The sequence below is a fragment of the Roseovarius spongiae genome, from assembly GCF_003651245.1.
In the GTDB taxonomy this organism is placed as follows: Bacteria; Pseudomonadota; Alphaproteobacteria; order Rhodobacterales; family Rhodobacteraceae; genus Roseovarius; species Roseovarius spongiae.
The window spans coordinates 99,805-123,451 of the sequence record NZ_RAPE01000003.1; the positions used below are offsets into that span (position 1 = coordinate 99,805).

23 protein-coding genes are annotated in these 23,647 nt (G+C 67.6%); 4 read left to right on the forward strand and 19 right to left on the reverse strand.

Translation table 11 applies throughout. The features are described from left to right. Positions 1 to 10: 10 nt before the first annotated feature. The 5 genes from D6850_RS11740 to D6850_RS11760 form a co-directional block, all read right to left on the reverse strand. Positions 11 to 223: a hypothetical protein gene (locus tag D6850_RS11740; protein ID WP_121167140.1), complete on the reverse strand. Its 213-nt coding sequence runs from the start codon at positions 221 to 223 to the stop codon at positions 11 to 13. Next, positions 224 to 1,105, reverse strand: a complete 882-nt coding sequence (locus D6850_RS11745; RefSeq protein WP_121167143.1) for a F0F1 ATP synthase subunit gamma — start codon at positions 1,103 to 1,105, stop codon at positions 224 to 226. Positions 1,106 to 1,124: 19 nt separating this feature from the next. After that, a complete protein-coding gene (gene atpA, locus D6850_RS11750) occupies positions 1,125 to 2,663 on the reverse strand; it encodes a F0F1 ATP synthase subunit alpha (RefSeq protein ID WP_121167145.1) in 1,539 nt (512 codons plus the stop codon). Next, positions 2,664 to 3,230, reverse strand: a complete 567-nt coding sequence (locus D6850_RS11755) for a F0F1 ATP synthase subunit delta (protein ID WP_121167147.1) — start codon at positions 3,228 to 3,230, stop codon at positions 2,664 to 2,666. Between the two features lie 301 nt (positions 3,231 to 3,531). Then, positions 3,532 to 4,278: a class I SAM-dependent methyltransferase gene (locus D6850_RS11760; protein WP_121167149.1), complete on the reverse strand. Its 747-nt coding sequence runs from the start codon at positions 4,276 to 4,278 to the stop codon at positions 3,532 to 3,534. Between the two features lie 82 nt (positions 4,279 to 4,360). Here D6850_RS11760 and gloB point away from each other — a divergent pair, with 82 nt between their 5' ends. The 3 genes from gloB (at position 4,361) to D6850_RS11775 (ending at position 8,602) form a co-directional block, all read left to right on the forward strand. Next, positions 4,361 to 5,128: a hydroxyacylglutathione hydrolase gene (gloB, locus tag D6850_RS11765; RefSeq protein ID WP_121167151.1), complete on the forward strand. Its 768-nt coding sequence runs from the start codon at positions 4,361 to 4,363 to the stop codon at positions 5,126 to 5,128. Between the two features lie 157 nt (positions 5,129 to 5,285). Then, the gene (gene clpA / locus D6850_RS11770; RefSeq protein WP_121167153.1) at positions 5,286 to 7,610 is read left to right on the forward strand and encodes an ATP-dependent Clp protease ATP-binding subunit ClpA; all 2,325 of its coding nucleotides are present in this window, start codon (positions 5,286 to 5,288) and stop codon (positions 7,608 to 7,610) included. Continuing rightward, on the forward strand, positions 7,610 to 8,602 hold the full coding sequence (locus D6850_RS11775) for a M23 family metallopeptidase (protein ID WP_121167155.1): 993 nt from the start codon (positions 7,610 to 7,612) through the stop codon (positions 8,600 to 8,602). The genes clpA and D6850_RS11775 overlap by 1 nt, the downstream gene beginning before the upstream one ends. Before the next feature lie 52 nt (positions 8,603 to 8,654). Here D6850_RS11775 and D6850_RS11780 read toward each other — a convergent pair whose 3' ends face one another. The 3 genes from D6850_RS11780 to D6850_RS11790 form a co-directional block, all read right to left on the reverse strand. Further along, positions 8,655 to 11,006 carry a peptidoglycan -binding protein gene (locus tag D6850_RS11780; protein WP_121167157.1) on the reverse strand — a complete coding sequence of 784 codons (2,352 nt, stop codon included), beginning with the start codon at positions 11,004 to 11,006 and terminating at the stop codon, positions 8,655 to 8,657. Between the two features lie 3 nt (positions 11,007 to 11,009). Further along, positions 11,010 to 12,224 carry an AAA family ATPase gene (locus D6850_RS11785; protein WP_121167159.1) on the reverse strand — a complete coding sequence of 405 codons (1,215 nt, stop codon included), beginning with the start codon at positions 12,222 to 12,224 and terminating at the stop codon, positions 11,010 to 11,012. Between the two features lie 79 nt (positions 12,225 to 12,303). Next, positions 12,304 to 12,834: a gamma-glutamylcyclotransferase gene (locus D6850_RS11790; RefSeq protein WP_206019251.1), complete on the reverse strand. Its 531-nt coding sequence runs from the start codon at positions 12,832 to 12,834 to the stop codon at positions 12,304 to 12,306. A gap of 142 nt (positions 12,835 to 12,976) precedes the next feature. On the opposite strand from D6850_RS11790, the gene D6850_RS11795 reads away from it, so the two are divergent. After that, a complete protein-coding gene (locus D6850_RS11795; RefSeq protein ID WP_121167161.1) occupies positions 12,977 to 13,984 on the forward strand; it encodes a DUF2125 domain-containing protein in 1,008 nt (335 codons plus the stop codon). A 7-nt stretch (positions 13,985 to 13,991) separates the two neighbouring features. On the opposite strand, the gene D6850_RS11800 is transcribed toward D6850_RS11795, so the two are convergent. The 11 genes from D6850_RS11800 to hisD form a co-directional block, all read right to left on the reverse strand. After that, on the reverse strand, positions 13,992 to 14,957 hold the full coding sequence (locus D6850_RS11800; RefSeq protein WP_245964169.1) for an extensin-like domain-containing protein: 966 nt from the start codon (positions 14,955 to 14,957) through the stop codon (positions 13,992 to 13,994). After that, positions 14,954 to 15,871 carry a prephenate/arogenate dehydrogenase family protein gene (locus D6850_RS11805; protein WP_121167163.1) on the reverse strand — a complete coding sequence of 306 codons (918 nt, stop codon included), beginning with the start codon at positions 15,869 to 15,871 and terminating at the stop codon, positions 14,954 to 14,956. Before D6850_RS11805 ends, D6850_RS11800 begins: the two co-directional genes overlap by 4 nt. Beyond that, positions 15,868 to 16,953, reverse strand: a complete 1,086-nt coding sequence (gene hisC / locus D6850_RS11810) for a histidinol-phosphate transaminase (protein ID WP_121167165.1) — start codon at positions 16,951 to 16,953, stop codon at positions 15,868 to 15,870. The genes D6850_RS11805 and hisC overlap by 4 nt, the downstream gene beginning before the upstream one ends. A gap of 124 nt (positions 16,954 to 17,077) precedes the next feature. Continuing rightward, positions 17,078 to 17,698 carry a 30S ribosomal protein S4 gene (gene rpsD, locus D6850_RS11815; protein WP_121167166.1) on the reverse strand — a complete coding sequence of 207 codons (621 nt, stop codon included), beginning with the start codon at positions 17,696 to 17,698 and terminating at the stop codon, positions 17,078 to 17,080. A gap of 234 nt (positions 17,699 to 17,932) precedes the next feature. Next, positions 17,933 to 18,997, reverse strand: a complete 1,065-nt coding sequence (locus tag D6850_RS11820; protein ID WP_121167168.1) for a Hint domain-containing protein — start codon at positions 18,995 to 18,997, stop codon at positions 17,933 to 17,935. Between the two features lie 88 nt (positions 18,998 to 19,085). Next, entirely contained in the window at positions 19,086 to 20,003 is a 918-nt protein-coding gene (locus D6850_RS11825; RefSeq protein WP_121167170.1) for a lipid A-modifier LpxR family protein, read from the reverse strand. Positions 20,004 to 20,201: 198 nt separating this feature from the next. Continuing rightward, the gene (locus D6850_RS11830) at positions 20,202 to 20,804 is read right to left on the reverse strand and encodes a GNAT family N-acetyltransferase (RefSeq protein WP_206019252.1); all 603 of its coding nucleotides are present in this window, start codon (positions 20,802 to 20,804) and stop codon (positions 20,202 to 20,204) included. Further along, positions 20,801 to 21,193, reverse strand: coding sequence for a ketosteroid isomerase-related protein (locus D6850_RS11835; RefSeq protein ID WP_121167172.1), 393 nt, complete (start codon positions 21,191 to 21,193; stop codon positions 20,801 to 20,803). The genes D6850_RS11830 and D6850_RS11835 overlap by 4 nt, the downstream gene beginning before the upstream one ends. Beyond that, positions 21,190 to 21,654 (reverse strand): arsenate-mycothiol transferase ArsC, encoded by a 465-nt coding sequence (locus tag D6850_RS11840; protein WP_206019254.1) that lies wholly within the window; start codon positions 21,652 to 21,654, stop codon positions 21,190 to 21,192. Before D6850_RS11840 ends, D6850_RS11835 begins: the two co-directional genes overlap by 4 nt. Before the next feature lie 4 nt (positions 21,655 to 21,658). Beyond that, positions 21,659 to 22,138, reverse strand: coding sequence for a UPF0262 family protein (locus tag D6850_RS11845; RefSeq protein WP_121167174.1), 480 nt, complete (start codon positions 22,136 to 22,138; stop codon positions 21,659 to 21,661). Between the two features lie 174 nt (positions 22,139 to 22,312). Further along, a complete protein-coding gene (hisD, locus tag D6850_RS11850; protein ID WP_121167176.1) occupies positions 22,313 to 23,614 on the reverse strand; it encodes a histidinol dehydrogenase in 1,302 nt (433 codons plus the stop codon). Positions 23,615 to 23,647: the final 33 nt, after the last annotated feature.

Sequence of the window (23,647 nt, forward strand, 5' to 3'; positions counted from 1 at the left end):
GGCGTTTCGGTCAGGCCCGGCCGCGCTTCGATACGGTCGATCCGCAATCCATCGTGTCCACCCTGCCATTCAGTTGTCCGATCGAGGTTTGCAGGTGACCAACGGCGATCTCGAGAGCCGGCATCCCGCCCTTCAGATCCAAGACGTCGCGCTTGAGGATCGCGACATCGCCCTGAACGTCCTTGAGCTCTTCGCAGATCAGGTCGTTGGTCACTTCGGCCATCTACAGCGCCTCCGCCCCGGAGATGATCTCGATCAGCTCGTTGGTGATGACGGCCTGACGCGAGCGGTTGTACTCGATGGTCAGCTTCTCGATCATCTCGCCGGCGTTGCGCGTGGCGTTGTCCATGGCGGACATCCGCGCGCCCTGCTCGGACGCGCCGTTCTCCAGCAATGCGCTGAAGATCGCGGTGGCCACGCCGCGCGGCAGCAGGTCGCGCAGGATCGCTTCCTCGTCGGGCTCGTAATCGTAGAACACGCCGCCGGAGTCCTGGTCCTCTTCGGGCGCGGCGAAATCCGCCGGGATGATCTGTTTCGCCGTCGGGATCTGCGTCACCACGTTCTCGAATTCCGAGAAGTAGATCTTGGCGACGTCGAATTCGCCCGCGTCAAAGCGGCTCAGGACGTTGGCCGCGATCGACTGCGCGTCGTCATAGCCCACGCGCTTGACCTCGGTGAGATCGACGTGGTCCACGAAATAGTCGCCATATTCGCGCCGCAGGGCGTCGCGGCCCTTCTTGCCGACGGTCATGATCTTGACCGTCTTGCCCTGCTCCAAGAGCTTGTTGGCGTCCTGCCGCGCGAGCTTGGCGATGTTGGCGTTGAACCCGCCGCAAAGCCCGCGCTCGGCGGTCATCACGATCAGCAGGTAGGTCTCCTGCTTGCCGGTTCCGGCCAGCAACCTCGGCGCGCTTTCGGAATCGCCGACAGCGGCGGCGAGCCGCCCCATGACGGCGTTGAAACGCTCGGCGTAGGGGCGGGCCATTTCGGCGGATTCCTGGGCGCGGCGCAGTTTCGCCGCGGCCACCATCTGCATGGCCTTGGTGATCTTGCGGGTCGATCTGACCGACTCGATCCGGTTCTTAAGGTCCTTTAGACTTGGCATGAGCCTGTCGTCCTTTCCCTCAGGCGAAGTCGGCGGCGAATTCGTCCAGCGCAGCCTTGATCCTGTCCTCGGCGTCGCCTTTCACCTTCGGGTCTTCGTTGGTGATCCAGTCGAGCAGGTCGGAATGCTTGCCGCGCAGATGCTTGAGCAGGCCGGCCTCGAAGCGGCCCACGTCGCTCACGGGCAGCTTGTCGAGGTAACCCTTGGTGCCGGCGTAGATCACGCAGACGATCTCGGCGTTGGTGAGCGGCGAATACTGCGGCTGCTTCATCAGCTCGGTCAGGCGCGCGCCGCGGTTCAGCAACTGCTGCGTCGCCGCGTCGAGGTCCGAGCCGAACTGAGCGAAGGCCGCCATCTCGCGGTACTGCGCAAGCTCGAGCTTCACCGGGCCGGCGACCGATTTCATCGCGTTGGTCTGCGCCGAGGAGCCCACACGCGAAACCGACAGGCCGGTGTTCACCGCCGGACGGATGCCCTGGAAGAACAGGTCGGTTTCAAGGAAGATCTGACCGTCGGTGATCGAGATCACGTTGGTCGGAATAAACGCCGACACGTCGCCGCCCTGCGTTTCGATGATCGGCAGCGCGGTGAGCGAGCCGCCGCCATTCTCCTCGTTCAGCTTGGCCGAACGCTCGAGCAGGCGGGAGTGCAGGTAGAAGACGTCGCCCGGATAGGCTTCGCGTCCCGGCGGGCGGCGCAGGAGCAGCGACATCTGGCGATAGGCCACGGCCTGCTTGGAAAGGTCATCGTAAACGATCAGCGCATGCCGGCCGTTGTCACGGAAATGCTCCGCCATCGCGGTGGCGGAATAAGGCGCGAGGAACTGCATCGGCGCGGGGTCCGAGGCGGTGGCGGCGACGATGATGGAGTATTCCATCGCGCCGTTCTCCTCGAGCTTCTTCACGAGCTGCGCCACGGTCGAACGCTTCTGCCCGATGGCGACATAGACGCAGTAGAGCTTCTTGCTCTCGTCGTCGCCGGCGGCGTCGTTGATCGACTTCTGGTTCAACATCGTGTCGAGCGCGATCGCGGTCTTGCCGGTCTGGCGGTCGCCGATGATCAGCTCGCGCTGGCCGCGGCCGATCGGGATCATGCTGTCCACGGACTTGAGGCCGGTCGCCATCGGTTCATGCACGGATTTGCGCGGGATGATGCCCGGCGCCTTCACGTCGGCGAGGCCGCGCTCCTTGGTCTCGATCGGGCCCTTGCCGTCCAGCGGGTTGCCAAGGCCGTCGACCACCCGGCCGAGCAGAGCATCCCCGATCGGCACGTCCACGATGGATTTCGTGCGTTTGACGGTGTCGCCTTCCTTGATGTCCCGGTCCGAGCCGAAGATCACGATGCCGACGTTGTCGGCCTCGAGGTTCAGCGCCATGCCCATGATGCCGCCCGGGAACTCGACCAGTTCGCCGGCCTGCACGTTGTCGAGGCCATGCACACGGGCGATCCCGTCACCGACCGACAGAACCCGGCCCACCTCGGCGACTTCGGCCTCTTGCCCGAAGTTCTTGATCTGATCCTTCAGGATTGCAGAAATCTCTGCGGCTTGGATACCCATTTATCCGACCTCTTTCATTGAATTCTGGAGGGAAGAGAGCCTGGAGCGGATCGAGGTGTCGATCATCTTCGAGCCCACCTTTACGATTAGGCCGCCGATGAGGGATTCATCGACGGTTGCATTGATCTTGACGTCCTTGCCGACGCGCGCCTTGAGCGTCTTGGCGAGCTTGTCGCTCTGCGCCTTGGTCAGCGCCTTGGCGCTGGTCACTTCGGCGTTCACCTCGCCCTTTTCTTCGGCGATCAGCGCGCGCAGCTGCGCGACGAGCTGCGGCAGCACGAACAGGCGGCGCTTCTGCGCCATCAGCGCAAGCCCCTTGGACAAGGCCGCCGTCAGGCCCATCTCGGCGGCGAGCGCCTCGATCGCGCGGGCCTGGTCTTCCCGCCCGATGACGGGGCTCGAGATGACCTCGCGCAGATCCGCGCTGGCGTCGAGCGCGGCGGCAAGCGCGTCGACGCCGGATTCAAGAGCGGCGAGTTCGCCGGTCTCCTGGGAGAGTTCGAAAATCGCCGTCGCATAGCGTTCGGCGATACCGGAGGAAATCGAAGCTGGTTCGGACACGTCCACCCTTCCGACGGTTAAGCCCCGGTTCAAGACGCAGCACCGCGCCTCCGGGGACGTTAGCGAGCACCCGAGCACTCTTATCACTGTAATCCGGCGTGGGTCTAGCAGAGCCTTTCACAGCGGGCAAGTTGCTATGCCATCGGCCCGTTTCTGAAAAACTCCCGCGTTTTCATGTGGCTATGCGCCCGGCGGCGGTTTGCGCGCCATTCGCCGCACGAAAAAATCGGATTTTCCGCGATCCGGCTGCGGGGAATCGTGGCGCCGCGCGCCGACCCGTCCGGGCGGCGTTAACGCTATCACGGGATCAGACAGGTTTGGCGACCGGTTTGGGCTTTGGGTTCAGGGCGTCGAGCGGCTTGCGCACGGTAGCGCGCAGCCCCGGTTCGGAGGGCGCCTGCACCCGCTTGGTCGCCTCGACCATAAGCACGCCGCCGGCGTCGATGAAGTTCAGCGACCCGCCCATCTTCTCCCACATGCCGGCCGTCTTGCGCCAGAACCGGCGTTCGCTGGGCGGCTGGTAAAGCGTAGTGGCGTGGCGCTCGGGCATGAAGGCGTGCGCCTTGAGCAGGGTTTCCAACTGGGTCTGCGAATAGGGCCGCCCGGTCCCGAACGGCGTGCGGTCGCTACGCGACCAGAGTCCCGCGCGGTTCGGGACGGCGAATATCGCAGCCCCGCCGGGGCCAAGCACCCGCCAGCATTCCTCGAGCAGCGCTGCGGGGCGGTCGCTCACCTCGAGGCCGTGCATGATCAGCAGCTTGTCCACCAGCCCGGTTTCCAGCGGCCATTGCGTCTCGTCGCAGAGCACGCTCACGTTGGGCATTCCCTGCGGCCAGCCGAGCACCCCCTGCGGCGCGGGCATCAGCGCGATCACCCGGCGCGCGCCGGCCAGGTAGGGGCGCAGGAACGGCACTGCGAACCCGAAACCCGCCACCGTCTGCCCCTTGGCCTCGGGCCAGAACTCGAGCAGTTGCGCGCGCACCGCCTTCTGCGCCGCCCGGCCCAGCGTGCTGCGGTAGTAGAAGTTGCGCAATTCCTGCACGTCGAGATGCATTGCGTCGCGGTCCCCGATCAGTCACTCTGATCCTACCCCGTAAACCCGCAGAGAGAAAACGCCAATAAACCGGAAGGCCCCCATGACGCTCGAAATCGTGACCGTTCCCTGCCTCGCCGACAACTACGCCTTCATCGCCCACGACGACGCAAGCGGTGAGACGATGGTGGTCGACGTCCCCGACGCCGCGCCCATTTCGGCCGCGCTCGAGAGCCGCGGCTGGACGCTGAGCCACGTTTTACTGACCCATCATCATGCGGATCACGTGCAGGGGCTCGACGCGCTGCTGAAAGGGCGCGACGCGCAGGTGATCGGCGCCGCGGCGGATGCGAAGCGGCTCCCGCCGCTCGACCTGAAGGTGGCCGAGGGCGACAGCTTTGAGTTCGGCGGCGAGACGTGCCATGTGCTCGACGTGTCGGGGCACACGGTGGGGCATATCGCCGTGCACATCCCCGGCGCGCAGGCGGCCTTCACCGCCGACAGCCTAATGGCTCTGGGGTGCGGGCGCGTGTTCGAGGGCACGCCCGAACAGATGTGGCGAAGCCTGCAAAAGCTCGCCGTGCTGCCGCCCGAGACCATCATTTACTCGGGGCACGAATACACCGCCGCGAACGCGCGTTTCGCGCTGACCATTGACCCGGAGAATTCCGCGCTTATATCCCGCTCGAACGCGGTTGACGCGGCCCGCTCCGAGGGGCGCCCGACCGTTCCCTCAAAACTGGCCGATGAACTGGCCACCAACCCCTTTCTGCGCGCCGACGACGCGGCCATCCGGGCCCGCCTCGGCATGCAGGACGCCCCCGACGATGAGGTCTTTGCCGAGATACGCGCGCGCAAGGACCGGTTCTGACACCCGAGTCAAATTGGGCACGGCGGAGGAATATTCCGCAAATGTGACCGCGCCGGAACAAAAAAACCTTGAAGCCGGCCCGATATCGACCAAACTTTAAGGTTACAAGACAAGGATCGTGGCGCAACGCCCGGCCAGACCAGGAAGGAGCACCCTCGTGCCTTCATTCTCGACGACGCTCGAACAGGCGATTCACGCGGCGCTGGCGCTGGCCAATGCGCGCCAGCACGAATTCGCGACGCTGGAACACCTGCTGCTCGCCCTCGTGGACGAGCCAGACGCGGCCCGCGTGATGAAAGCGTGCAGCGTCGAGACGGAGGAGTTGCGCACCACGCTGGTCGAATTCATCGACGACGATCTTTCGAACCTGGTGACGGACATCGAAGGCTCGGAGGCGGTGCCCACCGCCGCCTTCCAGCGCGTGATCCAGCGCGCCGCGATCCACGTGCAATCATCCGGGCGGACCGAGGTGACGGGCGCCAACGTGCTGGTCGCGATCTTCGCCGAACGGGAAAGCAACGCCGCCTATTTCCTGCAAGAACAGGACATGACCCGCTATGACGCGGTGAATTTCATCGCCCACGGCGTCGCCAAGGATCCCGCCTTTGGCGAATCCCGCCCCGTGTCGGGCGCGGAAGAGGAAGAGGCGGGCGCCAAGATGGAATCCGATGCAGTCGAACAGGGCGAATCGGCGCTGGCGAAATACTGTGTCGATCTGAACGAGAAGTCTCGCCAGGGCGATGTCGATCCCCTGATCGGCCGTGATTCGGAGGTGGAGCGCTGCATCCAGGTGCTTTGCCGTCGGCGCAAGAACAACCCGCTGCTGGTCGGCGACCCCGGCGTCGGCAAGACCGCCATCGCGGAAGGCCTGGCGCGCAAGATCGTATCGGGCGAAACCCCCGAGGTGTTGTCCAAGACGACGATTTTCTCGCTCGACATGGGCGCGCTGCTGGCCGGCACGCGCTATCGCGGCGATTTCGAGGAACGGCTGAAAGCGGTCGTGACCGAACTCGAGAACCACCCCGACGCGGTGCTCTTCATCGATGAAATTCACACCGTCATCGGCGCCGGCGCCACGTCGGGCGGGGCGATGGACGCCTCCAACCTGCTGAAACCCGCGCTACAGGGCGGCAAGCTGCGCTGCATGGGTTCCACCACCTTCAAGGAATTCCGTCAGCACTTCGAAAAGGACCGCGCGCTGTCGCGCCGGTTCCAGAAGATCGACGTCGTGGAACCTTCGGTCGAGGATTCGGTGAAGATCCTCAAGGGGTTGAAGCCATATTTCGAGGATCACCACAGCGTCAGGTACACCAATGACGCGATCAAGACCGCCGTGGACCTCTCCGCGCGCTACATCAACGACCGCAAACTGCCGGACAAGGCCATCGACGTCATCGACGAGGCCGGCGCCGCGCAGCATCTTGTCGCCGCCTCAAAGCGCCGCAAGTCCATCGGCCCCAAGGAGATCGAGGCGGTGGTGGCCAAGATCGCGCGCATCCCGCCCAAGAACGTCAGCAAGGACGATGCGCAGGTCCTGAAGGATCTCGAAACCTCGCTCAAGCGGGTGGTCTTCGGCCAGGACACGGCGATCGAGGCGCTCAGCTCAGCGATTAAGCTGGCGCGCGCCGGCCTGCGCGAGCCGGAGAAACCCATCGGCAACTACCTCTTCGCCGGCCCCACCGGCGTCGGCAAGACCGAGGTGGCCAAGCAGCTCGCCGATACGCTCGGGGTCGAGCTGATCCGCTTCGACATGTCCGAATATATGGAAAAACACGCGGTTTCCCGCCTGATCGGCGCGCCGCCGGGCTATGTTGGCTTTGACCAGGGCGGGCTGCTCACCGACGGCGTGGACCAGCACCCGCATTGCGTGCTGCTGCTCGACGAGATCGAAAAGGCGCACCCGGACGTGTTCAACATCCTGCTTCAGGTGATGGATCACGGCACGCTGACGGACCACAACGGGCGCTCGGTCGATTTCCGCAACGTGGTGCTCATCATGACCTCGAACGCCGGCGCCTCCGAACTGGCCAAGGCCGCGATCGGCTTCGGCCGCGACCGCCGCGAGGGAGAGGATACAGCCGCCATCGAGCGCACCTTCACGCCGGAATTCCGCAACCGTCTGGACGCGGTGATTTCCTTCGGCGCGCTGCCCAAGGAGGTGATCCTGCGCGTGGTCGAGAAGTTCGTGCTGCAACTCGAGGCGCAGCTGTTGGATCGCAACGTGACCATCGAACTCACCCAACCCGCCGCCGAATGGCTGGCCGACAAGGGCTATGACGACAAGATGGGCGCGCGCCCCCTTGGCCGCGTCATCCAGGAGCACATCAAGAAGCCGCTGGCCGAGGAACTGCTCTTTGGCAAGCTCGCCAAGGGCGGACTGGTCAAGGTCGGCGTGCGCGACGGCAAGATCAACCTGCAGATCGAAGGGCCGGACCATCCGCGCCTTGCGGGCAAGAAACCCCCGTTGCTCACGGCGGACTGATGCGCGCGGCGCGATGGGCGGCGAGTTGCGCCGCCCTTCTCGCCGCAACGACGCTTGCGGGGCGCGCCCCGGCGCAGGATCGCCTCATACTCGGCCTGCCGGTGGACTGCATCCTGGGCGAAACCTGCCACATCCAGCAATATACCGACCGCGACCCCGGCCCCGGCGTGCGCGATTTCATGTGTAACGGGCTGACCTATGACGGGCACAAGGGCACCGATTTCGCCCTGCCCTCGCGCGCCGCCATGCGCGCGGGCGTGGCGGTCCTCGCCGCCGCGCCGGGGCGGGTGCGCGGCGTGCGCAACGCCATGGAGGATCGCGCCTATACCCCGGACATGGCTGCCGCGCTCGGCGGGCGCAATTGCGGCAACGGCGTGGTGATCGACCACGGCGGCGGCTGGGAAACGCAGTATTGCCACATGCGAAAAGGGTCGGTCACGGTCCGCCCGGGCGACAGGGTAAAGCGCGGCGACAGGCTCGGCCTCGTCGGGCTGTCTGGGCGCACGCAGTTCCCGCACGCCCACCTGAGCGTGCGCCACGCAGGCCGCGTCGTCGATCCCTTCGCGCCGGACGGCCCCGTCGCCTGCGATGGCGCGCAGCCCTCGGATACGCTCTGGCAGGACACCCCCGCCTATGCGCCCGGCGGGATCATCGCCGCGGGCATCGCCACAACTGTTCCCTCCTTCGAGGAAATCAAGGACGGCGTCGCCCATGCCGCGACGCTGGACAGCGACGCGCCGGCGCTGGTCGGCTGGGGCTATGCCTTCGGCGGGCGCGCGGGCGATGTGGTGCGCCTCTCGCTCATGGGCGCGCGGGGCGAGATCGTGACCCATGACGCCACGCTCGACAAGGCGCAGGCGCAGTTCTTCCGCGCGGCCGGGCGCCGCGCGCGCGGGCGCGGCTGGGGGCCGGGGCGGATCGTGCTGCGGGTCACGCTGATCCGCGACGGCGAAGAGATCGACAGCGCCGAGGCATCCGCGCGGATCGAGTGACGTCCCGAGGTCTTGCAAGAGCTGCGGCAAGAGATTGGATTTCTCTCGCGCGCTACTTCTCGGTGAATTTCAGCTCGATCCGGCGGTTCTGCGCGCGCGCCTCCGCGCTGTCGCCTTCCGCCACCGGCTGCCACTGGCCAAAGCCGTTCGCGGCCAGGCGATCGGGCGGCAGGCCGAGCGTATCGATCATGTAGCGCACCACCGACAGGGCGCGCGCCTGGCTCAGTTCCCAGTTGTCGGCGAATTCCGAGGAGTTGCGGATCGGCACGTCATCCGTGTGCCCATCCACCCGGATGATCCAGTCGATCCCGTCCGGGATGTCGTCCGCGACCTTCTGGATTATATCCGCCACCTTGGCGATCTCGCCCTTGCCCGCCTCCGACAGCGTCGCCTGTCCCGGCGGGAAGAGCACCTCGGAACTGAAGACGAAACGATCCCCCTCGATCCGCACACCTTCCTGCGCGCCCAGCACGTCGCGCAGCCTGCCGAAGAATTCCGAGCGGTATTTCTCAAGGTCTTCCTTCTCCGCCGCCAGCCGCTCGCGTTCGGCGGCAAGCAGCGCGTTCTTCTCCTCCTCGGCCTCGCGGCGGCGGCGTTCCTCGGCCGCAACGCGGGCCAGCGCCTTGTTGAGCTCGCTGCCAAGCGCCTGAAGCTGCACGTCGGCGGCGGCTTCGCGGACCTCGGCGTCGTCCAGAAGCGCCTGCAACTCGCGCAATTGCGAACGCAGCGCCGCGACCTGCTGGTTGAGCAGCGCCTGTTCGCGCTGCGCCGCCTCCGTCGCGCCCTCCTGGCGGGCCAGCTCCTCGCGCGCCTGCGACAAGAGCGCGGCGCGTTCCTCTGCGCGGGAAAGCTGTTCGGCGGCGTCCTCTTCCGCGGCCAACTTCGCGGCGAGCGCCTCGGCGAGCTTCTCGCGCACCTCGTCGGCGCTCAGCGTCTGCTCGGTCGCGCTCGCCAGCAGCGCGGCGAGACGGGTCTGCGCCTGCTCAAGCTCCGCCTGCGTCGCGGCGAGCGTGCGGCGCAGCGCGTCAAGTTCGGTCTGCTGGTCCTGCCCGCGCTCCAGCGCATCGGCAAGCCGCTCCTCCAGCCCCGTGATCTGCGCGGCCAGTTCGGCCTCCTGCCGCTCGTTCGCGCCCAGCGAATCGGCCAGCCGCGCCTCGACCTCGCTCAGACGCAGGCGCAACTGGTCGGCCGCCGCGCGCTGGTCGCGCATCGCCGTCTGCGCGGTGTCGAGTTGGGCCTGCAAATCCTCCTTGTCCGCGGCCAGCGCCGCGGTCGCCGCTTCGGCGTCCGAGCGCGCATCGGCCAGCGCGGTCTCCACCTCGCGCAGGCGGCTGCGCAACGCCTCGATCGCGGCCTCGCGCGCGGCGATCTCCTCTTGCGCGTCGGCCAGCGCGGCCTCGATCTCGGCCTTCTCCGCCGACAGCGTCCGGACCGTGTCGCTGCGCGATTCCTCAAGGTCCGCCAGCCGGCCCTCGGCCTCCGCGAGTGACGATTCAAGCGTCGCGATCCGGTCGGCCTTCTCCTCCCCGGCCAGCAGCGCCGCGGCGAGCTTCGCGTTCAGATCGTCGCCCGCCTCGCGCGCGGCGGCCAGCAGGGTCAGCGTTTCCTCGGCCTTGCGCCGCTCCTCCTCGAGCGCGAGGGTCATCGCGGTCAGTTCCGTCTCGGCGTTCGCCAGCTTCTCGCGCAGCGCCTGCGCCGCGGCGGCCTGGGCAAGCCGGGCCTTCTCCTCCTCGCTAAGCTCGGCCTGCAATTCGTCGATCTGCGCGCCCAGCGCGCTCTGCGCCTCTGCAGCCTCGGCGTTCTGGGCGCGCAGGTCGGCGACCAGTTCCTCGAGAGCATCGGCCTGCGCGGCGGCAAGGCGCGCGGCTTCGGCCTCGGCGTCAATCTCGTCGCGCAGGTCCGCCAGCGCGAGTTGCAGCGCCTCCTGCTCATCGATCAGCGTTGCGCGCTCGTCCTCGAGCGCGGCGATACGCTCATCCCGGTCGCGCCCTTGCGCCAGAAGCCCCGCGACCTGTTCCTCGAAGCTGGCGATGCGCGCGTTCGCGGCCTCAAGCGCCTCGGCCTGCGCGTCGCGTTCGGAGCGCAGCGCGGAGATCATCGCCACCTGTTCCTTCTCGCGCTGGCGCGCGTCGCCCAGCGTCGTGGTCAGCCGCCCCACCCGTTCGGTCAGCGTCGCGTTCCTGTCCTGTTCAAGACCCAGCGCGCTGGCCAGCGCCGCAACCTCGGCGGACAGCTTGTCAAGCTGGGTTTCCTGCCCGCTGATCGTCTCGCGCAGGACGAACTGCACCACCATGAAGATCGTCAGCAGGAACATCAGCACCAGCAGCAAGCCGGTCATCGCGTCCACGAAGCCGGGCCAGATCGAGGCCTGGAACCGTTGGCCGGTGCGCCGCGACAGGGCCATGCGTCACTCCTCGCGCTCGGCGCGGGGGGCGGCGCGGCGGGGCGTTGGGGAGGGGCGCGCCTGGTTCAGCGCGCGGGTGAGCGTGGCCAGATCCGTGCGCAGCTCGGTCATGGTTTCCTGCCGCCCCGCGCTCAACTCTTCAAGGATGCGCAGCATCTGCACGTCGATCGAGCGCAGGCGCATCCGGCTTTCGGCGTCGAGCCCGTGCCGGTCCTCCTCTGTCTCGCGCTCAGCAAGCCGCGCGGACAGCGCCTCCTGCGCCTCGGCGACGCGCTCCAGCGCGGCGTTGGTCTCGGCCACGCCCTCCATCCGTTCGGCCAGCCGCGACACCGACTCCGAAAGCGCGGCGAGGCGCTCATCGGCCATCGCGCGGCTGACGTCGGACTGGGTGAGCATCTGCTGCAGCGATTCCATCTGCTCGTTCATGTGATCCACCACCTCGCCCAGAACCGCCTCCTGCGGCGAGCCTTCGCCGTCGGCGGCGGAGGCGAGGCCGACCCGGGTGATGGTCGACATCCATTCCTCGAGCTCGCGGTAGAAACGATTCTGCCCGTGACCCGCGAACAGCTCCAGCAGTCCGACGATCAGCGACCCGGCCAGCCCCAGCAACGAGGACGAGAACGCGACGCCCATCCCGCCAAGCTGCGATTCAAGCCCGGTCATCAGCCGGTTGAAGACCTCCACCCCGCTGTCGCCGTCCTGCGGGGCGAGGCTGCGGATGGTGTCGACGACGGCCGGAACGGTCGTGGCAAGGCCGTAGAAGGTACCCAGAAGACCGAGAAAGATCAGCATGTTGACGATGTATCGGGTGATCTCGCGCGCCTCGTCGATGCGCTGCGCGACGGAATCGAGGATCGAGCGCGCCGAGGTCTGGGCGATCTGCATCCGCTTGCCGCGCTGGCGCAGCAGGGTCGCCAGCGGCTTCAGCAGCGGCGGCGCCTTGGTCATCTCGGTTCCCGGCCGCTCGCCGGCGAATCCCTCGAGCCAGCGCACTGACCCGATCAGCTGGAACATCTGCCAGAAACAGGCCACCGCCCCGATCGCGAAGACGAACAGGATCACCCCGTTCAGGTAGGGGTTCGCCTCGAACACGGGCAACACGCGCGGCAACGCCACGACCGCGCCGAAGCCCGACAGGCCCAGCACGATCATCATCATCACGATCTGACGCACGGGCTGCGAGAAGTAATGCTCGACCTTACGGCCCGGCTTGTCCATCAGGACGCTCCCGACACTTTGTTTACTAGGCGCCTTCACTGCGCAAACCCTACGCGGTCACGGCGCCTTAGCCAAGGGCTCATGGCGCCATCTCACGCACGCGGGCCGACAGCCAGTCGAGGTCGGGATCGGTGATGCCCAGCGCGCCGAGATGGCTCGCGGTGTTGTAGAGATACTCGGTGTTCGGGCCGCGCCCGCCGACCGCGCGGGCGATGATTTCCGCCTGATCCTCTAGCGGCAGACCGCCGCAATATTGCACGTGATCCTTGTCCACCACGTAGGTCACCGCCCGCACCCTGCGCCCGTCGACCAGGTCGACATCGAGCATCCGCTCAAGATAGGCCGAGGAGATCAATTCGCGTTCCCGCAGGTAGGCCAGCACCCGGTCCTGCGCGGCCTCGCCCACCGACAGCGCCACGCCGAGGCAACTCGCCCCCGGCGCCGCGTCGAGCGCGAGCACGAGGCCCGGATTCTCGTCCGTGCCGCGATGGTGAATGCTGCGCATGCAAAAGCTGCGGGCATAGCCCGGAAGCGTCGCGATCACCTGTTCCTCGGTCTCGAAACCCGGGTTCCACACCAGCGAGCCATAACCGAACACCCACATCGTCATTCCGTCACCTTCCTCCCGAGCGAGCCCGTTTTCGCAGCCGTCACCCCAAGATCCCGTGAAACGGATTGTGGCGGCCGATGGCTGCCCTATAAACACCATCGGGTCTGCGCGTCAAAGGCCGCGATAACCGAAGGGGCCGAACATGCGAACGTTACTGGCGATCATCGTGTTGGCCGCGCTCGGCTGGGCCGGCTACTGGTTCGTCGGCGCGGGCGCGGCCAGGGCCGGGTTCACCGCCTGGTTCGACGACCGGCGCGCCGAGGGCTGGGTCGCCGATTACGCCGATCTCTCGATCTCGGGCTTTCCCAACCGCTTTGACGCCAGCTTCGGCGACATCGCGCTGGCCGATCCGGGCACAGGGCTGGCGTGGGAGGCGCCGTTCTTCCAGATCCTGGCGCTCAGCTACCGGCCCAACCACGTGATCGCCATCTGGCCCGACACCCAGCTTATCGCGACACCGCTGGAGAAGTACCAAGTGGCCAGCGACGACATGCGCGCGAGCCTCGTGCTCGAACCGCGGCTCGGCCTGACGCTCGAGCGCGCGCATTTTACCTCCAAAGGGCTGCGCGTCACGCCTGAAGGCCAAAGCGCACCGTGGCGCGCCGCGGAACTGCGGCTCGCCGCGGACCGGGTTCCCGCGGATGCGCGGCCCGACTACCACCTCGGCTTTCTCGCCGAGGCGCTGACGCCGCCGGGCGAATGGCTGTCTCGCTTCGATCCCGAAGGATCGCTGCCCGACACGTTCGGGCTGCTGCGCGCCGATCTCAGCGTCATATTCGACAAACCGTGGAACCGCAGCGCCATCGAGGAGGCCCGCCCGCAACCGCGCCGCATCAGGCTCAAGCTTGCCGAGGCGATGTGGGGGCGGTTGTCGCTCGCGGCGGCGGGCGAAGTCACCGTCGACGAGGCCGGAACGCCGACCGGCGAGATCATGGTCAAGGCGCGGAACTGGCGCGAAATGCTGAGGCTTGCGCGGCAGTCCGGCGCATTGCCGGAAACGCTGGCCGGACCGCTCGAGGACGGGCTCACCATGCTGTCGCGGCTGGCCGGCAACCCGAAGACGCTCGATATTCCGCTGAAGTTCTCGGGCGGGCGCGTCTGGCTCGGGCTCGCGCCGATCGCCGCGGCGCCCGTGCTGCGGATCCGGTAAGGTCGGCTCAGCGGCAGTAGGATCCGCTGCGATACCGCGCCGTGTCGAAATGGAAGTGATCGCGGTGAAACCGGTTCGCATCCGGCCCCAGAACCGTGCCGAACGGGCCGCAGGCGGCGCGGTGCATCCGGCGCAGGATGCGCCCCTCCGCGCCGCTGTTCCAGTCCGACAGCACGGTGATCTCGTTGCCGTCACGCAGAACGAAACCGGCGATGTCGATGGCCCGACCGCGCCCATGTTCGGAGATCTTGGCGCCCCTCTGGTTGTTACGCGTCCGGCAGGCGTAATGCGCCACGACATGCAGCGCCCGCACTCCGCCGCCGTAATTGCCGACCGCGGGCTTCATGCCGCCGTCTATCCATCGCTTGACGCTCTTGGCGGTGACGCAGTCCATCACCGCCTTCTGGCTGAGCGCGACGCCGCTGATTTCATGCACGCGCACGGCGTTCTCCACGCCGCAGCCGTTCAGCCGACCGGGAACGCGACCGATCTCGGCTCCCTGGATCGAGAGATCGCCGCAGACCGCGCCGCGGGCGCGCTGCTGCTTGCGCGCGACCGCCTTCTTGGTGACGCCGCGGGGCCGCAGCAGCGGACGCAGCGAACTGAAGAGCCCGCGCCGTTCGGACGTGGCCGTAACACTCGCGGCGCTCGCGTCTTGGGGCGTCGCAATGGCCGCGCCGCGGCGCTGTTCGCGTTCGCCAACGGAAAGGGACGCGGCGGCGTCCTGTCTGGAGGGCGCGGACGGTTGCGCGGCGCTTGCGGCCGCCTGCGCGGCGTCGTTCTTCGCGCCGGGTCGCTCGACCGGGCGGATGGCGCCCAGGCTTGATGCCGTGGCTTGCGGCGGCGGCGGGACGACGGCGGCGACAGCGACCGATCCGGGCCGCGCGACCGGGCGCAGCGATGTCTTGGGCGCCGTGGCCCACGCCATCCCGGCGCAACAGACCAGCATGGTGGCGATGACCAGGCGCTTCACGTCTTCTTTCCCCTGCCGAAATCGGGGGCGTCGGTGTCCTGCCCGGCCTCGATGATGCCGCGCCGGATCGCGCGGGTGCGCGTGAAATAGGCGTGCAGGTGATCGCCGTCGCCAGTGCGGATCGCGCGTTGCAGCGCGAAGAGTTCCTCGGTGAAACGCCCGAGGATCTCGAGCGTGGCGTCGCGGTTGTTGAGGAACACGTCGCGCCACATGGTCGGATCGCTTGCCGCGATGCGGGTGAAATCGCGGAAACCCGCGGCGGAATACTTGATGACCTCGCTGTCGGTCACCCGGCGCAGGTCGTCCGCAACACCCACCATCGTGTAGGCGATGAGGTGCGGCGCGTGGCTCGTCACCGCGAGGACGAGGTCGTGATGATCAGCCTCCATCCGGTCGGTATGCGCGCCGATGCCCTGCCAGAGCGTTTCGAGCCTCTGGACCGCGTCCTCATCGGCGCCCTCGGGCGGCACGATGAGGGTCCAGCGCCCCTCGAACAGTTCCGCAAAGCCCGAACGCGGCCCGGAATGCTCGGTCCCCGCCAGCGGGTGCGCGGGGACGAAATGCACGGCGTCCGGCAGGTGCGGGCCCACCGCCTCGATCACCGCGCGCTTGACCGAACCGACATCGCTCACCGTCGCGCCGGGTTTCAGGTGCGGTCCGATCTCGCGCGCGACGCCCTCCATCGCGCCGACGGGTACGCAAAGCACCACGAGGTCCGCGCCCTCGACCACCTCCGCGAGACTGTCGCAGATCCGGTCGCAGAGGCCGATTTCGCGCGCGACGTCGCGGGTTTCGGCCGAGCGGGCGAATCCCGTGACTTCGCCCGCCAGCCCCGCGCGCCGGATCGCCAGGGCCATCGACCCGGCGATCAGGCCCAGCCCGATCAGCGCGACGCGATTGTAAGGCGCGCTCATCGCGCCACCTTCATGAACTGGCCCACCGCGTGCGCGACGCGGCGGCACGAGGACTCGTCGCCCACGGTGATGCGCAGGCAGTTGGGCAGGTTGTATCCCGCCACCCGGCGCACGATCAGCCCCTCGGATTTCAGGTGCTCGTCGCAGGCCTCGGCCTCGGCCTGACTGGCAAAGCGCGCGAGGATGAAATTCGCGGTGGAGGTGTCCGAGGGCACGCCGTGCTCGGCCAGCGCCTCGGCCAGCCAGGCGCGCAGGCGGGTGTTGTCGGCGCGGCATTTCTCGACCCAGGCGGTGTCGCGCACTGCCGCCTCGGCGGCGGCGAGCGCTGCGGTCGAGAGGTTGAAGGGCCCGCGCACCCGGTTCAGCGCGTCCAGCACATGCGCCGGGCCATAGCCCCAGCCGATGCGCAGCCCGCCAAGCCCGTAGAGCTTGGAGAAGGTGCGCGTCATCACCACGTTCTCGCGCGCCTCGACCAGCGCCGCGCCGCCGTCATAGCCCTCGACATACTCGGCGTAAGCTCCGTCGAGCACCAGCAGCGCGCGGTCGGGCAGGTTGTCGGCCAGCCGCGCCAGCTCGGCCTCGCCGACCATCGTGCCGGTGGGGTTGTTCGGGTTGGCGACGAAGACCAGCCGCGTCGCATCCGTGCAGGCGGCGAGGATCGCGTCCACGTCGGTCACGCGCTCCCGCTCGGGCGCCTCCACGGGGTTAGCGCCGTTGGCCAGCGCGCTGATGCGGTACATGCCGAAGCCGTGCTCGGTATGGACCACATCCTCGCCGGGGCCGGCATAGGCCTGGCAGAGAAACGAGATGATCTCGTCGCTGCCGGCGCCGCAGATGATGCGGTCGGGGTCGAGCCCGTGCACGTCGGCGATGGCGCGGCGCAGCGCGCCGTGATCTGGGGACGGGTAGCGGTGCAGATCGAAGGCCGCCTTGCGGAACGCGTCCCGCGCCGCGTCGCTCGGCCCGTAGGGGTTCTCGTTCGAGCTGAGCTTGACCGCGTTCGCGATCCCTTCCACATGCGCGGCTCCGCCCTGGTAAGGCGCGATATCCATGATGCCGGGTTGCGGCGCGATCTTCGTCATGTGGCAGATTCCCCTTCACGCGGTTCTAGACGCGGTCGGCGCGATTGACCAGAACCAGAAAAAAGGGCCGCGGCGGTTCCCCGCCACGGCCCTGAACAAACTTTCCGGGCAGAACGGGCGGACCCTAGTTCTGCGCGTAGAATTCGATGACGAGGTTCGGTTCCATCATCACCGCGTAGGGCACGTCGCCGAGGCTCGGCGTGCGCACGAAGGTCGCGGTCATCTTGGAATGATCGGCGTCGATGTAGTCGGGCACGTCGCGCTCGGCGAGTTGGGTCGCCTCGAGCAGCACCGCCAGCTGCTTGGAGCGGTCGCGCACCTCGATCACGTCGCCCTCGCTCACGCGGTAGGAGGGGATGTTGACGCGCTTGCCGTTCACCTTCACGTGGCCGTGGTTCACGAACTGGCGCGCGGCGAACATGGTGGGCACGAATTTCGCGCGGTAGACCACCGCGTCGAGCCGGCGCTCGAGCAGGCCGATCAGGTTCTCGCCGGTGTCGCCGCTGACGCGCGCGGCTTCGGAATAGATGCGCTTGAATTGTTTTTCGGTGAGGTCGCCGTAGTAGCCCTTGAGCTTCTGCTTGGCGCGCAGCTGCAGGCCGAAGTCCGAAATCTTGGCCTTGCGGCGCTGGCCGTGCTGGCCGGGCCCGTATTCGCGGCGGTTGACCGGGGATTTCGGGCGGCCCCAGATGTTTTCGCCCATGCGGCGGTCGATCTTGTACTTGGCAGACGTGCGTTTGGTCACGGCTGATCTCCTTCGGATGTGGCCGCTCCTCCGCCCGTGCGGGCGTCCTCGCGGCAGTGAAGGGCGTTGTCCTCTGGATTTCTCCCGACAGGCATCCCCTTGCGGGGGCCGCCAACACCAATGAAGCGCGCTTATACGCGGGCGGCGCGCCGTGTCAACCACCGACGCGCCCAAAGAGTCTTCATGCCTCCGGCGGGGATATTTCCGGCAAGAAGAAAGACCTTGGCCGGGGGGTCAGGCCGCCTCGTGCGCGAGGATCGCCGCCTCGGGGCCGCTCAGGCTGCGTCGGGCGAAGCCGCCATAGCTGTCCGGCTCATGCTCGAGCGCGGGGTGACGCGCCAGCAGCCGCAGGCGGTCCTCGTCCTGCAAGGCCGACAGCGCCGCGCTTGCGGGGTGGAAGCTTTCGGTTTCCACCCCGTTGGCCCAGAGGATCTGGTGGCGCGGCAGGAGCAGGTGGATATAGGTCACCTCGCGCACCGCGAGATCGACGCGCACATTCCCGCCGTCGACCAGGTCCTTGGCCGAAACCAGCACCTCGGGCGTGTTGAAGAGCGCGCGGGCGACATCGCCCTGCACCAGCATCCGGTGTTCGGGCGAAACCAGCAGTTCCTCGTCCGGGCGGTCCGAGCCCAGCGCGTGCGCGCGGATGCGGATCGGGCGCAACTTCGGCATGGCGAAGAGGCGCGCGCCGGTCATGCGGCGGCTGCCGATCCACTGGATCTCTTCCGCGCCGTTGTCCTTGGTCATCACCCGGTCGCCCTCGCGCAACTCCTCGACCAGGCGCGGGCCTTCGGGGGTCTCGATCCGCGTGCCGGGGGTGAAACAGATCACCCCGCCCGCACCCGGCCCGGTCGAGGCGCGCTGCGGCCCTTCGAGCGTGTGATGCACGACCCACATTTCGGTGTTCCTGGGCGGGAACCCGTCGGTGAACATGAGGAGCGGCGGCGTATCGCGCCCGGTCTCGATCACCGTGACGGTGTGGCTCTGCGCGCCATCGGTCACGACAAAGCTGCTGTCGGCGAGCGGTTCGTCCATGTCGACATCATCGATATCGCGCGCCCCGCTCATGGCCGCGCCCACCAGGCGTCTGACCATCCGCGCCGCGCTCTTGCGGTTAATCCTGTCCCCGTCCGTCTGCTCCAGCCGCAAAAGCTCGCTCGGCCCGTCCACGCGCACGGCTTCTCCGCGCCAGGACCAGGTGGCCCCGACCGAGATCGACCGTTTCGCGCCGGTTTGAAAACCGTCCACTTCCGTTTGCGACCAGGAGATGACGAACGTGCCCCGAAAGCCCGTTCCCATACCTGCTCTGCCTGCCTCTTGTTCTTTTTATTATGTGGAGCCTAGCAAAAACGAATCGCTCTGGAAAGATACCGCCAGGGCGCTGTGTTCAAAAATCCACATGTATCCGCAGTGACCCGATCACCTGGCGTTCGCGCTGCCCCTTGAATTCGCGGTCAAGCCAGGTCAGCCCGTAGAACGCGCGATGCCCGCCCTGTCCGCTCCAGTGCAGCCCCGCGCGCAGGCGATTGCGGGTATCGGCAAGGGCGAAGCCCCGACTGGCGGGAAGCAACGCACTGCTCTCGACATGGGCGATGTCGCCGCCTACCACCCATGCGAACCCGGTCTCATGGTTGGTGATCGCGCGATAGCGATGGCCCGACACAGGGTCGCGCAACAGCAACTCCCCCCGCCCGACCGGGCCGAACGTCAGGTCGGCCCCGACCCGCGCGAGCGTCTCGATCCCCGCGCGCGCCTCGACGAAGGGACGCAGCCGCCCCGTCTGCCCGATGGTGTAGGTGCGGCCCAGCTCAAGAACGGCGGTCGGGTGGATATCGTCCCCGATCTGCGCTCGCCGGGTGGCGGATGACAGGTTCTGACCGCCCAGCGCGTCGTGGAAAAAGTCCTGGAAGTCGTCGATCCCGGTCTGCGGCCCGGTAAAGACCAGATCACCCCCGAGCGACATTTCCGCTCCGCCCAGGTCGAAATGCGTATGCAGGCCGACCGTCAGCAGCCCGGCATAGGGACGGTCCGTCGCCCCGGGCCGTGCGAGGTCTTCCGGCGCGATCGCCTCGGCCCCCAGGCGCAGTTCCAGCAATTCGCCGAACCCCGAGGGCAAACCGCCGGTCCAGCCCGGCCCCCAGACCCGGCTCGATGCGACCGAACCGCTGCGCCATCGGTCGGCCCCGTCGCCCAGGAGGTCGTTGGTCACCAGCCGACCATAGCCCAAACGCACCCGCTCGGCGGTCGCGGCGGAACCGGTGAATGTCAAGACGGCGCACAGCGCCAGCGCGAGAATGCGGATCATCGGTAATTTCCTGTCTGTCGCCCCCCGGCGGGGCGGTCATGGCACTGGTGCGACGGGGAAGGCCAGCATCGACTGCGCAGATGGCGCCCCCGCGACGATATCGGGGCGCAGAAGTGGCTTTCGCGCCACCCGGACCCTTTCTTGGCGAAAACACCTAATGCCAACCTTGCGGCGCGCGCAACTCCGCGGGCGGGGCGCTCAGCCCTCCGCGTCGTCCCCGAGCGCGCGGATCCAGAACTGGAGGGCGTGATCGCTTTCGGCGCTCTGCCCGACCTCCTTCCACGCGAAATGCGCCACCGCCCCGGGCAGCGGGGCGTAGCCGCGCTTGCGCCAGAACGGGTCGAGCGGGGCGTAACCCTCGGGGCGGGCCGGGTGATCCCCGGGGCGCTCCACTGCGCAGAAGGCCGAGTAGCGCCGCCCCAGCGCGCGCGCATGGGCCTCGCGCGCATCGAAAAACGCATGCCCCAGCCCCCGCCTCCGGTAGGCGGGCAGCAGCACCGATTCGGCGCAGTAGAACACCTCGCCAAGCGTGATCCCCTGCCCCGCGAAGGCGCGGGCGAAATCATCCGCGTGGTCCTCCATCGGAGCACCGGTCGCCGCCCCGACAAGGCGCGGGCCATCGAAGGCGCCGACGAGGATGGCCTCGTCGCTGTCGCGATAGGCCTGCAAATACTCCCGCTCATAAGCGGCGTCGCCGTCGTAGAGATAGGGATAGGCGCGGAACACGGCGATCCGCAGCAACGCCACGTCGTCGAGCGCCGCCTCGAGATCGGCGCCGCGCAGAACGCGTATCTCCGTCACGAGACCTGCGCCATCCAGTCCTCGAGGTTGTAATAGGTCACGATGCGGGTGATCCTGCCGTCCTTCAGCGAGAAGAACGACCCGGCGGGCAGCCGGTATTCCTGGCCGCGCGCTTCGGGAAGCCCCTCGTCGCTTTGCAGATATGTGCCGTTCACGGTGAACTCGGCCGCCGCGCGGGTTCCGCCCTCGGCCTCGAACAGCACCATGTCGGTCAGCTCCTCGCGGTAGCAGCGGCTCATGTGGGCGCAGAATTCCTCGAACGCCGCCTTGCCGCGGCGCACACCGCCCTGGTTGACGTGATGGGCCACGTCGTCGGACAGGCAATCGAGCATCCCGGCGGTATCGCCGGCGTTGAAGGCGTCGAAATAGCGTTTCACGGTGTCGGTCATTCAGGCTCTCCTTCAGGCTCTCCCCAGCGTTCGATCATGTGGGCGCGGATCTGGTCGCGCGACTGGCGATAGGCGTCAAGCTTGGCGGCCCGGGTTTCGCCCAGGCCGGTCGGGTCCATGATCGGCCAATAGGCCACTTCGAGGTGATAGACCCTCGTCAGTTCCAGCGCGCGGCGCTGGCTCGCCGGGCTGAGCGCGACCACGAGGTCGAAGGACCCAAGGTCGTCGCCCCATTCGGCCATCTCGTCGAAACTGCGCACCCGGTGGCGGGACAGTTCCACGCCGACCTCTTCGCAGACGGCGATGGAAAATCCGTCGATCTCCTGGTCGCTCTTGACGCCGGCGGACTGCACATAGGTGCCCGCGCCGTACAGCTTCTTCATGATGCCTTCCGCCATCGGCGAGCGCACCGCGTTGTAATCGCAGCAGAACAGGACGGATTGCGGAAGCTCGGCCACCATTCCGTCAGGTACCGAAATGCAGCACGCAGACAAGGGTGAAGAGGCGGCGCGCGGTGTCGGTGTCGATCACCGCCTTGCCCTGAAGCCGCTCCTCGAGGATGCGCGCGCCTTCGTTGTGGATGCCGCGACGAGCCATGTCGATGGTCTCGATCTGGCTGGGCGGCATGTTCTTCACGGCGTCGAAGTAGCTCTCGCAGATCGCCCAGTAATCCTTGACCACCTGCCGGAACGGGCTGAGCGACAGGTGAAACTCGGCCGCCGGATCGTCGCTTTCGGTCGCGACCGCGAAGACCAGCCGCTTCTCGCGGATCGACAGGCCCACCCGGTAGGGGCCGTCAGGCACCTGCCGGTCGTCCCGCTTGGGCAGGTCGAAGGTGTTTTCCTCCATCAGGTCAAACATCGCCACCTTGCGCTCCTGCTCGATCTCGGGCGTGGGCGGCGGCAGGTTCGCGTCGTCAAGCGCGATATGGCTGATGCGGCTCATGGTCGGGCCTTCCTTGGGTAGCGGCGTCGGGCGATATCAGTCAGGATTTTGCGCGCCGGTGTCAATCGGCATCAGCGCGCCCGCGCCGGCTGTTTCATATTCGCGCCAGTGGCGGGCGCGCCAAGCTCTTCGCCAGGAGTTTCGCCAAGACCATTGCAATGGACTTGGCCCCCGTCAGTCGTTCAGCCGGTCGAGCCGCGCGCGCACCGACAAGCCATGCGCGCCCAGGCTCTCGGAGTTGGCCAATGTCTCCGCGGCAGGGCCGATGACGCGCAGCGCGGCGGGCGTCATCCGCGCGATCGTCGTGCGCTTCATGAAGTCGAGCACCGAAAGCCCCGACGAAAACCGCGCCGAGCGCGCCGTGGGCAGCACGTGGTTCGGCCCGCCGACATAATCGCCGATCGCCTCGGGCGTCCACTGCCCGAGAAAGATCGCGCCGGCATGGGTGATCCGCGCGGCGACCGCCTCCGCGTCGGCCACGCAGATCTCGAGGTGCTCGGGCGCGACGCGATTCGACAGTTGGGCCGCGACAGCTAGGTCCGGCACGGTGATGATCGCGCCGAAATCACGCCAGCTCGCCCCGGCGATGGCCCGCCGGTCGAGCGTTTCCAGCCGCGCCTCGATGGCGCGGGCCACGGCGCGGCCGAACTGCGCGTCGTCGGTGACAAGGATCGCCTGCGCGCTTTCGTCATGTTCCGCCTGGCTCAGCATGTCGAGCGCGATCCAGTCGGGATCGTTGTCCGAATCCGCGATCACCAGGATTTCCGATGGCCCGGCGATCATGTCGATCCCGACCTTGCCGAACACCCGGCGCTTGGCCGCCGCGACATAAGCGTTGCCCGGCCCGGTGATCTTGTCCACCGGCGCGATCGTGTCGGTGCCAAAGGCCAGCGCCGCCACCGCTTGCGCGCCGCCGATGCGGTAGATTTCGTCCACGCCCGCGATCCGCGCCGCCGCCAGAACGGCAGGGTTGAGCGCGCCGTCCGGCGTCGGCACGACCATCGCCAGTCGCTCCACCCCGGCGACCTTCGCCGGGATCGCGTTCATCAGCACCGACGAGGGATAGGTCGCCAGCCCGCCGGGGACGTAAAGCCCCGCCGCGCCCACCGGCGTCCAGCGCCAGCCGAGCGTCGCGCCCGCGTCATCGGTCCACTCTGCGTCGTCGGGGATCTGGCGCGCGTGATAGGCGCGGATGCGCGCCGCGGCCAGTTCCAGAGCCTCGCGAACCCGATCGGGCACCTCATCGGCCGCTTGCGCAACCTCTTCGGGGCGCAGGCGCAATGTCTGCAGCGTCAGCGTCACCCGGTCGAAGCGCGCGGTCAGTTCGATCAGCGCCGCGTCGCCGCGCGCGCGCACATCCGCGATGATGGCGGCGACGGTCGCGTCGACGTCGGGGCTATCCTCGCGCTTGGCGGCAAGAAGCGCGGCGAACGCGGCTTCAAAATCGGGGCTGGCATGGTCGAGAAAGCGGGGCATGTGGCGGTCCTGTTCCGTGGCGAATGGCGACGC

What these genes read in the sequence shown, in the direction of transcription:
- D6850_RS11790 (WP_206019251.1), bottom strand. Translation starts at nt 12,834, where the DNA reads ATGACGATGTGGGTGTTCGGTTATGGCTCGCTGGTGTGGAACCCGGGT.
- hisD (WP_121167176.1), bottom strand. Translation starts at nt 23,614, where the DNA reads ATGCCCCGCTTTCTCGACCATGCCAGCCCCGATTTTGAAGCCGCGTTC.
- hisC (WP_121167165.1), bottom strand. Translation starts at nt 16,953, where the DNA reads ATGACGAAGATCGCGCCGCAACCCGGCATCATGGATATCGCGCCTTAC.
- D6850_RS11845 (WP_121167174.1), bottom strand. Translation starts at nt 22,138, where the DNA reads ATGAGCCGCATCAGCCATATCGCGCTTGACGACGCGAACCTGCCGCCG.
- D6850_RS11795 (WP_121167161.1), top strand. Translation starts at nt 12,977, where the DNA reads ATGCGAACGTTACTGGCGATCATCGTGTTGGCCGCGCTCGGCTGGGCC.
- D6850_RS11825 (WP_121167170.1), bottom strand. Translation starts at nt 20,003, where the DNA reads ATGATCCGCATTCTCGCGCTGGCGCTGTGCGCCGTCTTGACATTCACC.
- gloB (WP_121167151.1), top strand. Translation starts at nt 4,361, where the DNA reads ATGACGCTCGAAATCGTGACCGTTCCCTGCCTCGCCGACAACTACGCC.
- D6850_RS11835 (WP_121167172.1), bottom strand. Translation starts at nt 21,193, where the DNA reads ATGACCGACACCGTGAAACGCTATTTCGACGCCTTCAACGCCGGCGAT.
- D6850_RS11805 (WP_121167163.1), bottom strand. Translation starts at nt 15,871, where the DNA reads ATGAGCGCGCCTTACAATCGCGTCGCGCTGATCGGGCTGGGCCTGATC.
- D6850_RS11785 (WP_121167159.1), bottom strand. Translation starts at nt 12,224, where the DNA reads ATGGACAAGCCGGGCCGTAAGGTCGAGCATTACTTCTCGCAGCCCGTG.
- D6850_RS11780 (WP_121167157.1), bottom strand. Translation starts at nt 11,006, where the DNA reads ATGGCCCTGTCGCGGCGCACCGGCCAACGGTTCCAGGCCTCGATCTGG.
- D6850_RS11745 (WP_121167143.1), bottom strand. Translation starts at nt 1,105, where the DNA reads ATGCCAAGTCTAAAGGACCTTAAGAACCGGATCGAGTCGGTCAGATCG.
- D6850_RS11740 (WP_121167140.1), bottom strand. Translation starts at nt 223, where the DNA reads ATGGCCGAAGTGACCAACGACCTGATCTGCGAAGAGCTCAAGGACGTT.
- D6850_RS11820 (WP_121167168.1), bottom strand. Translation starts at nt 18,997, where the DNA reads ATGGGAACGGGCTTTCGGGGCACGTTCGTCATCTCCTGGTCGCAAACG.
- D6850_RS11760 (WP_121167149.1), bottom strand. Translation starts at nt 4,278, where the DNA reads ATGCATCTCGACGTGCAGGAATTGCGCAACTTCTACTACCGCAGCACG.
- D6850_RS11840 (WP_206019254.1), bottom strand. Translation starts at nt 21,654, where the DNA reads ATGGTGGCCGAGCTTCCGCAATCCGTCCTGTTCTGCTGCGATTACAAC.
- atpA (WP_121167145.1), bottom strand. Translation starts at nt 2,663, where the DNA reads ATGGGTATCCAAGCCGCAGAGATTTCTGCAATCCTGAAGGATCAGATC.
- D6850_RS11775 (WP_121167155.1), top strand. Translation starts at nt 7,610, where the DNA reads ATGCGCGCGGCGCGATGGGCGGCGAGTTGCGCCGCCCTTCTCGCCGCA.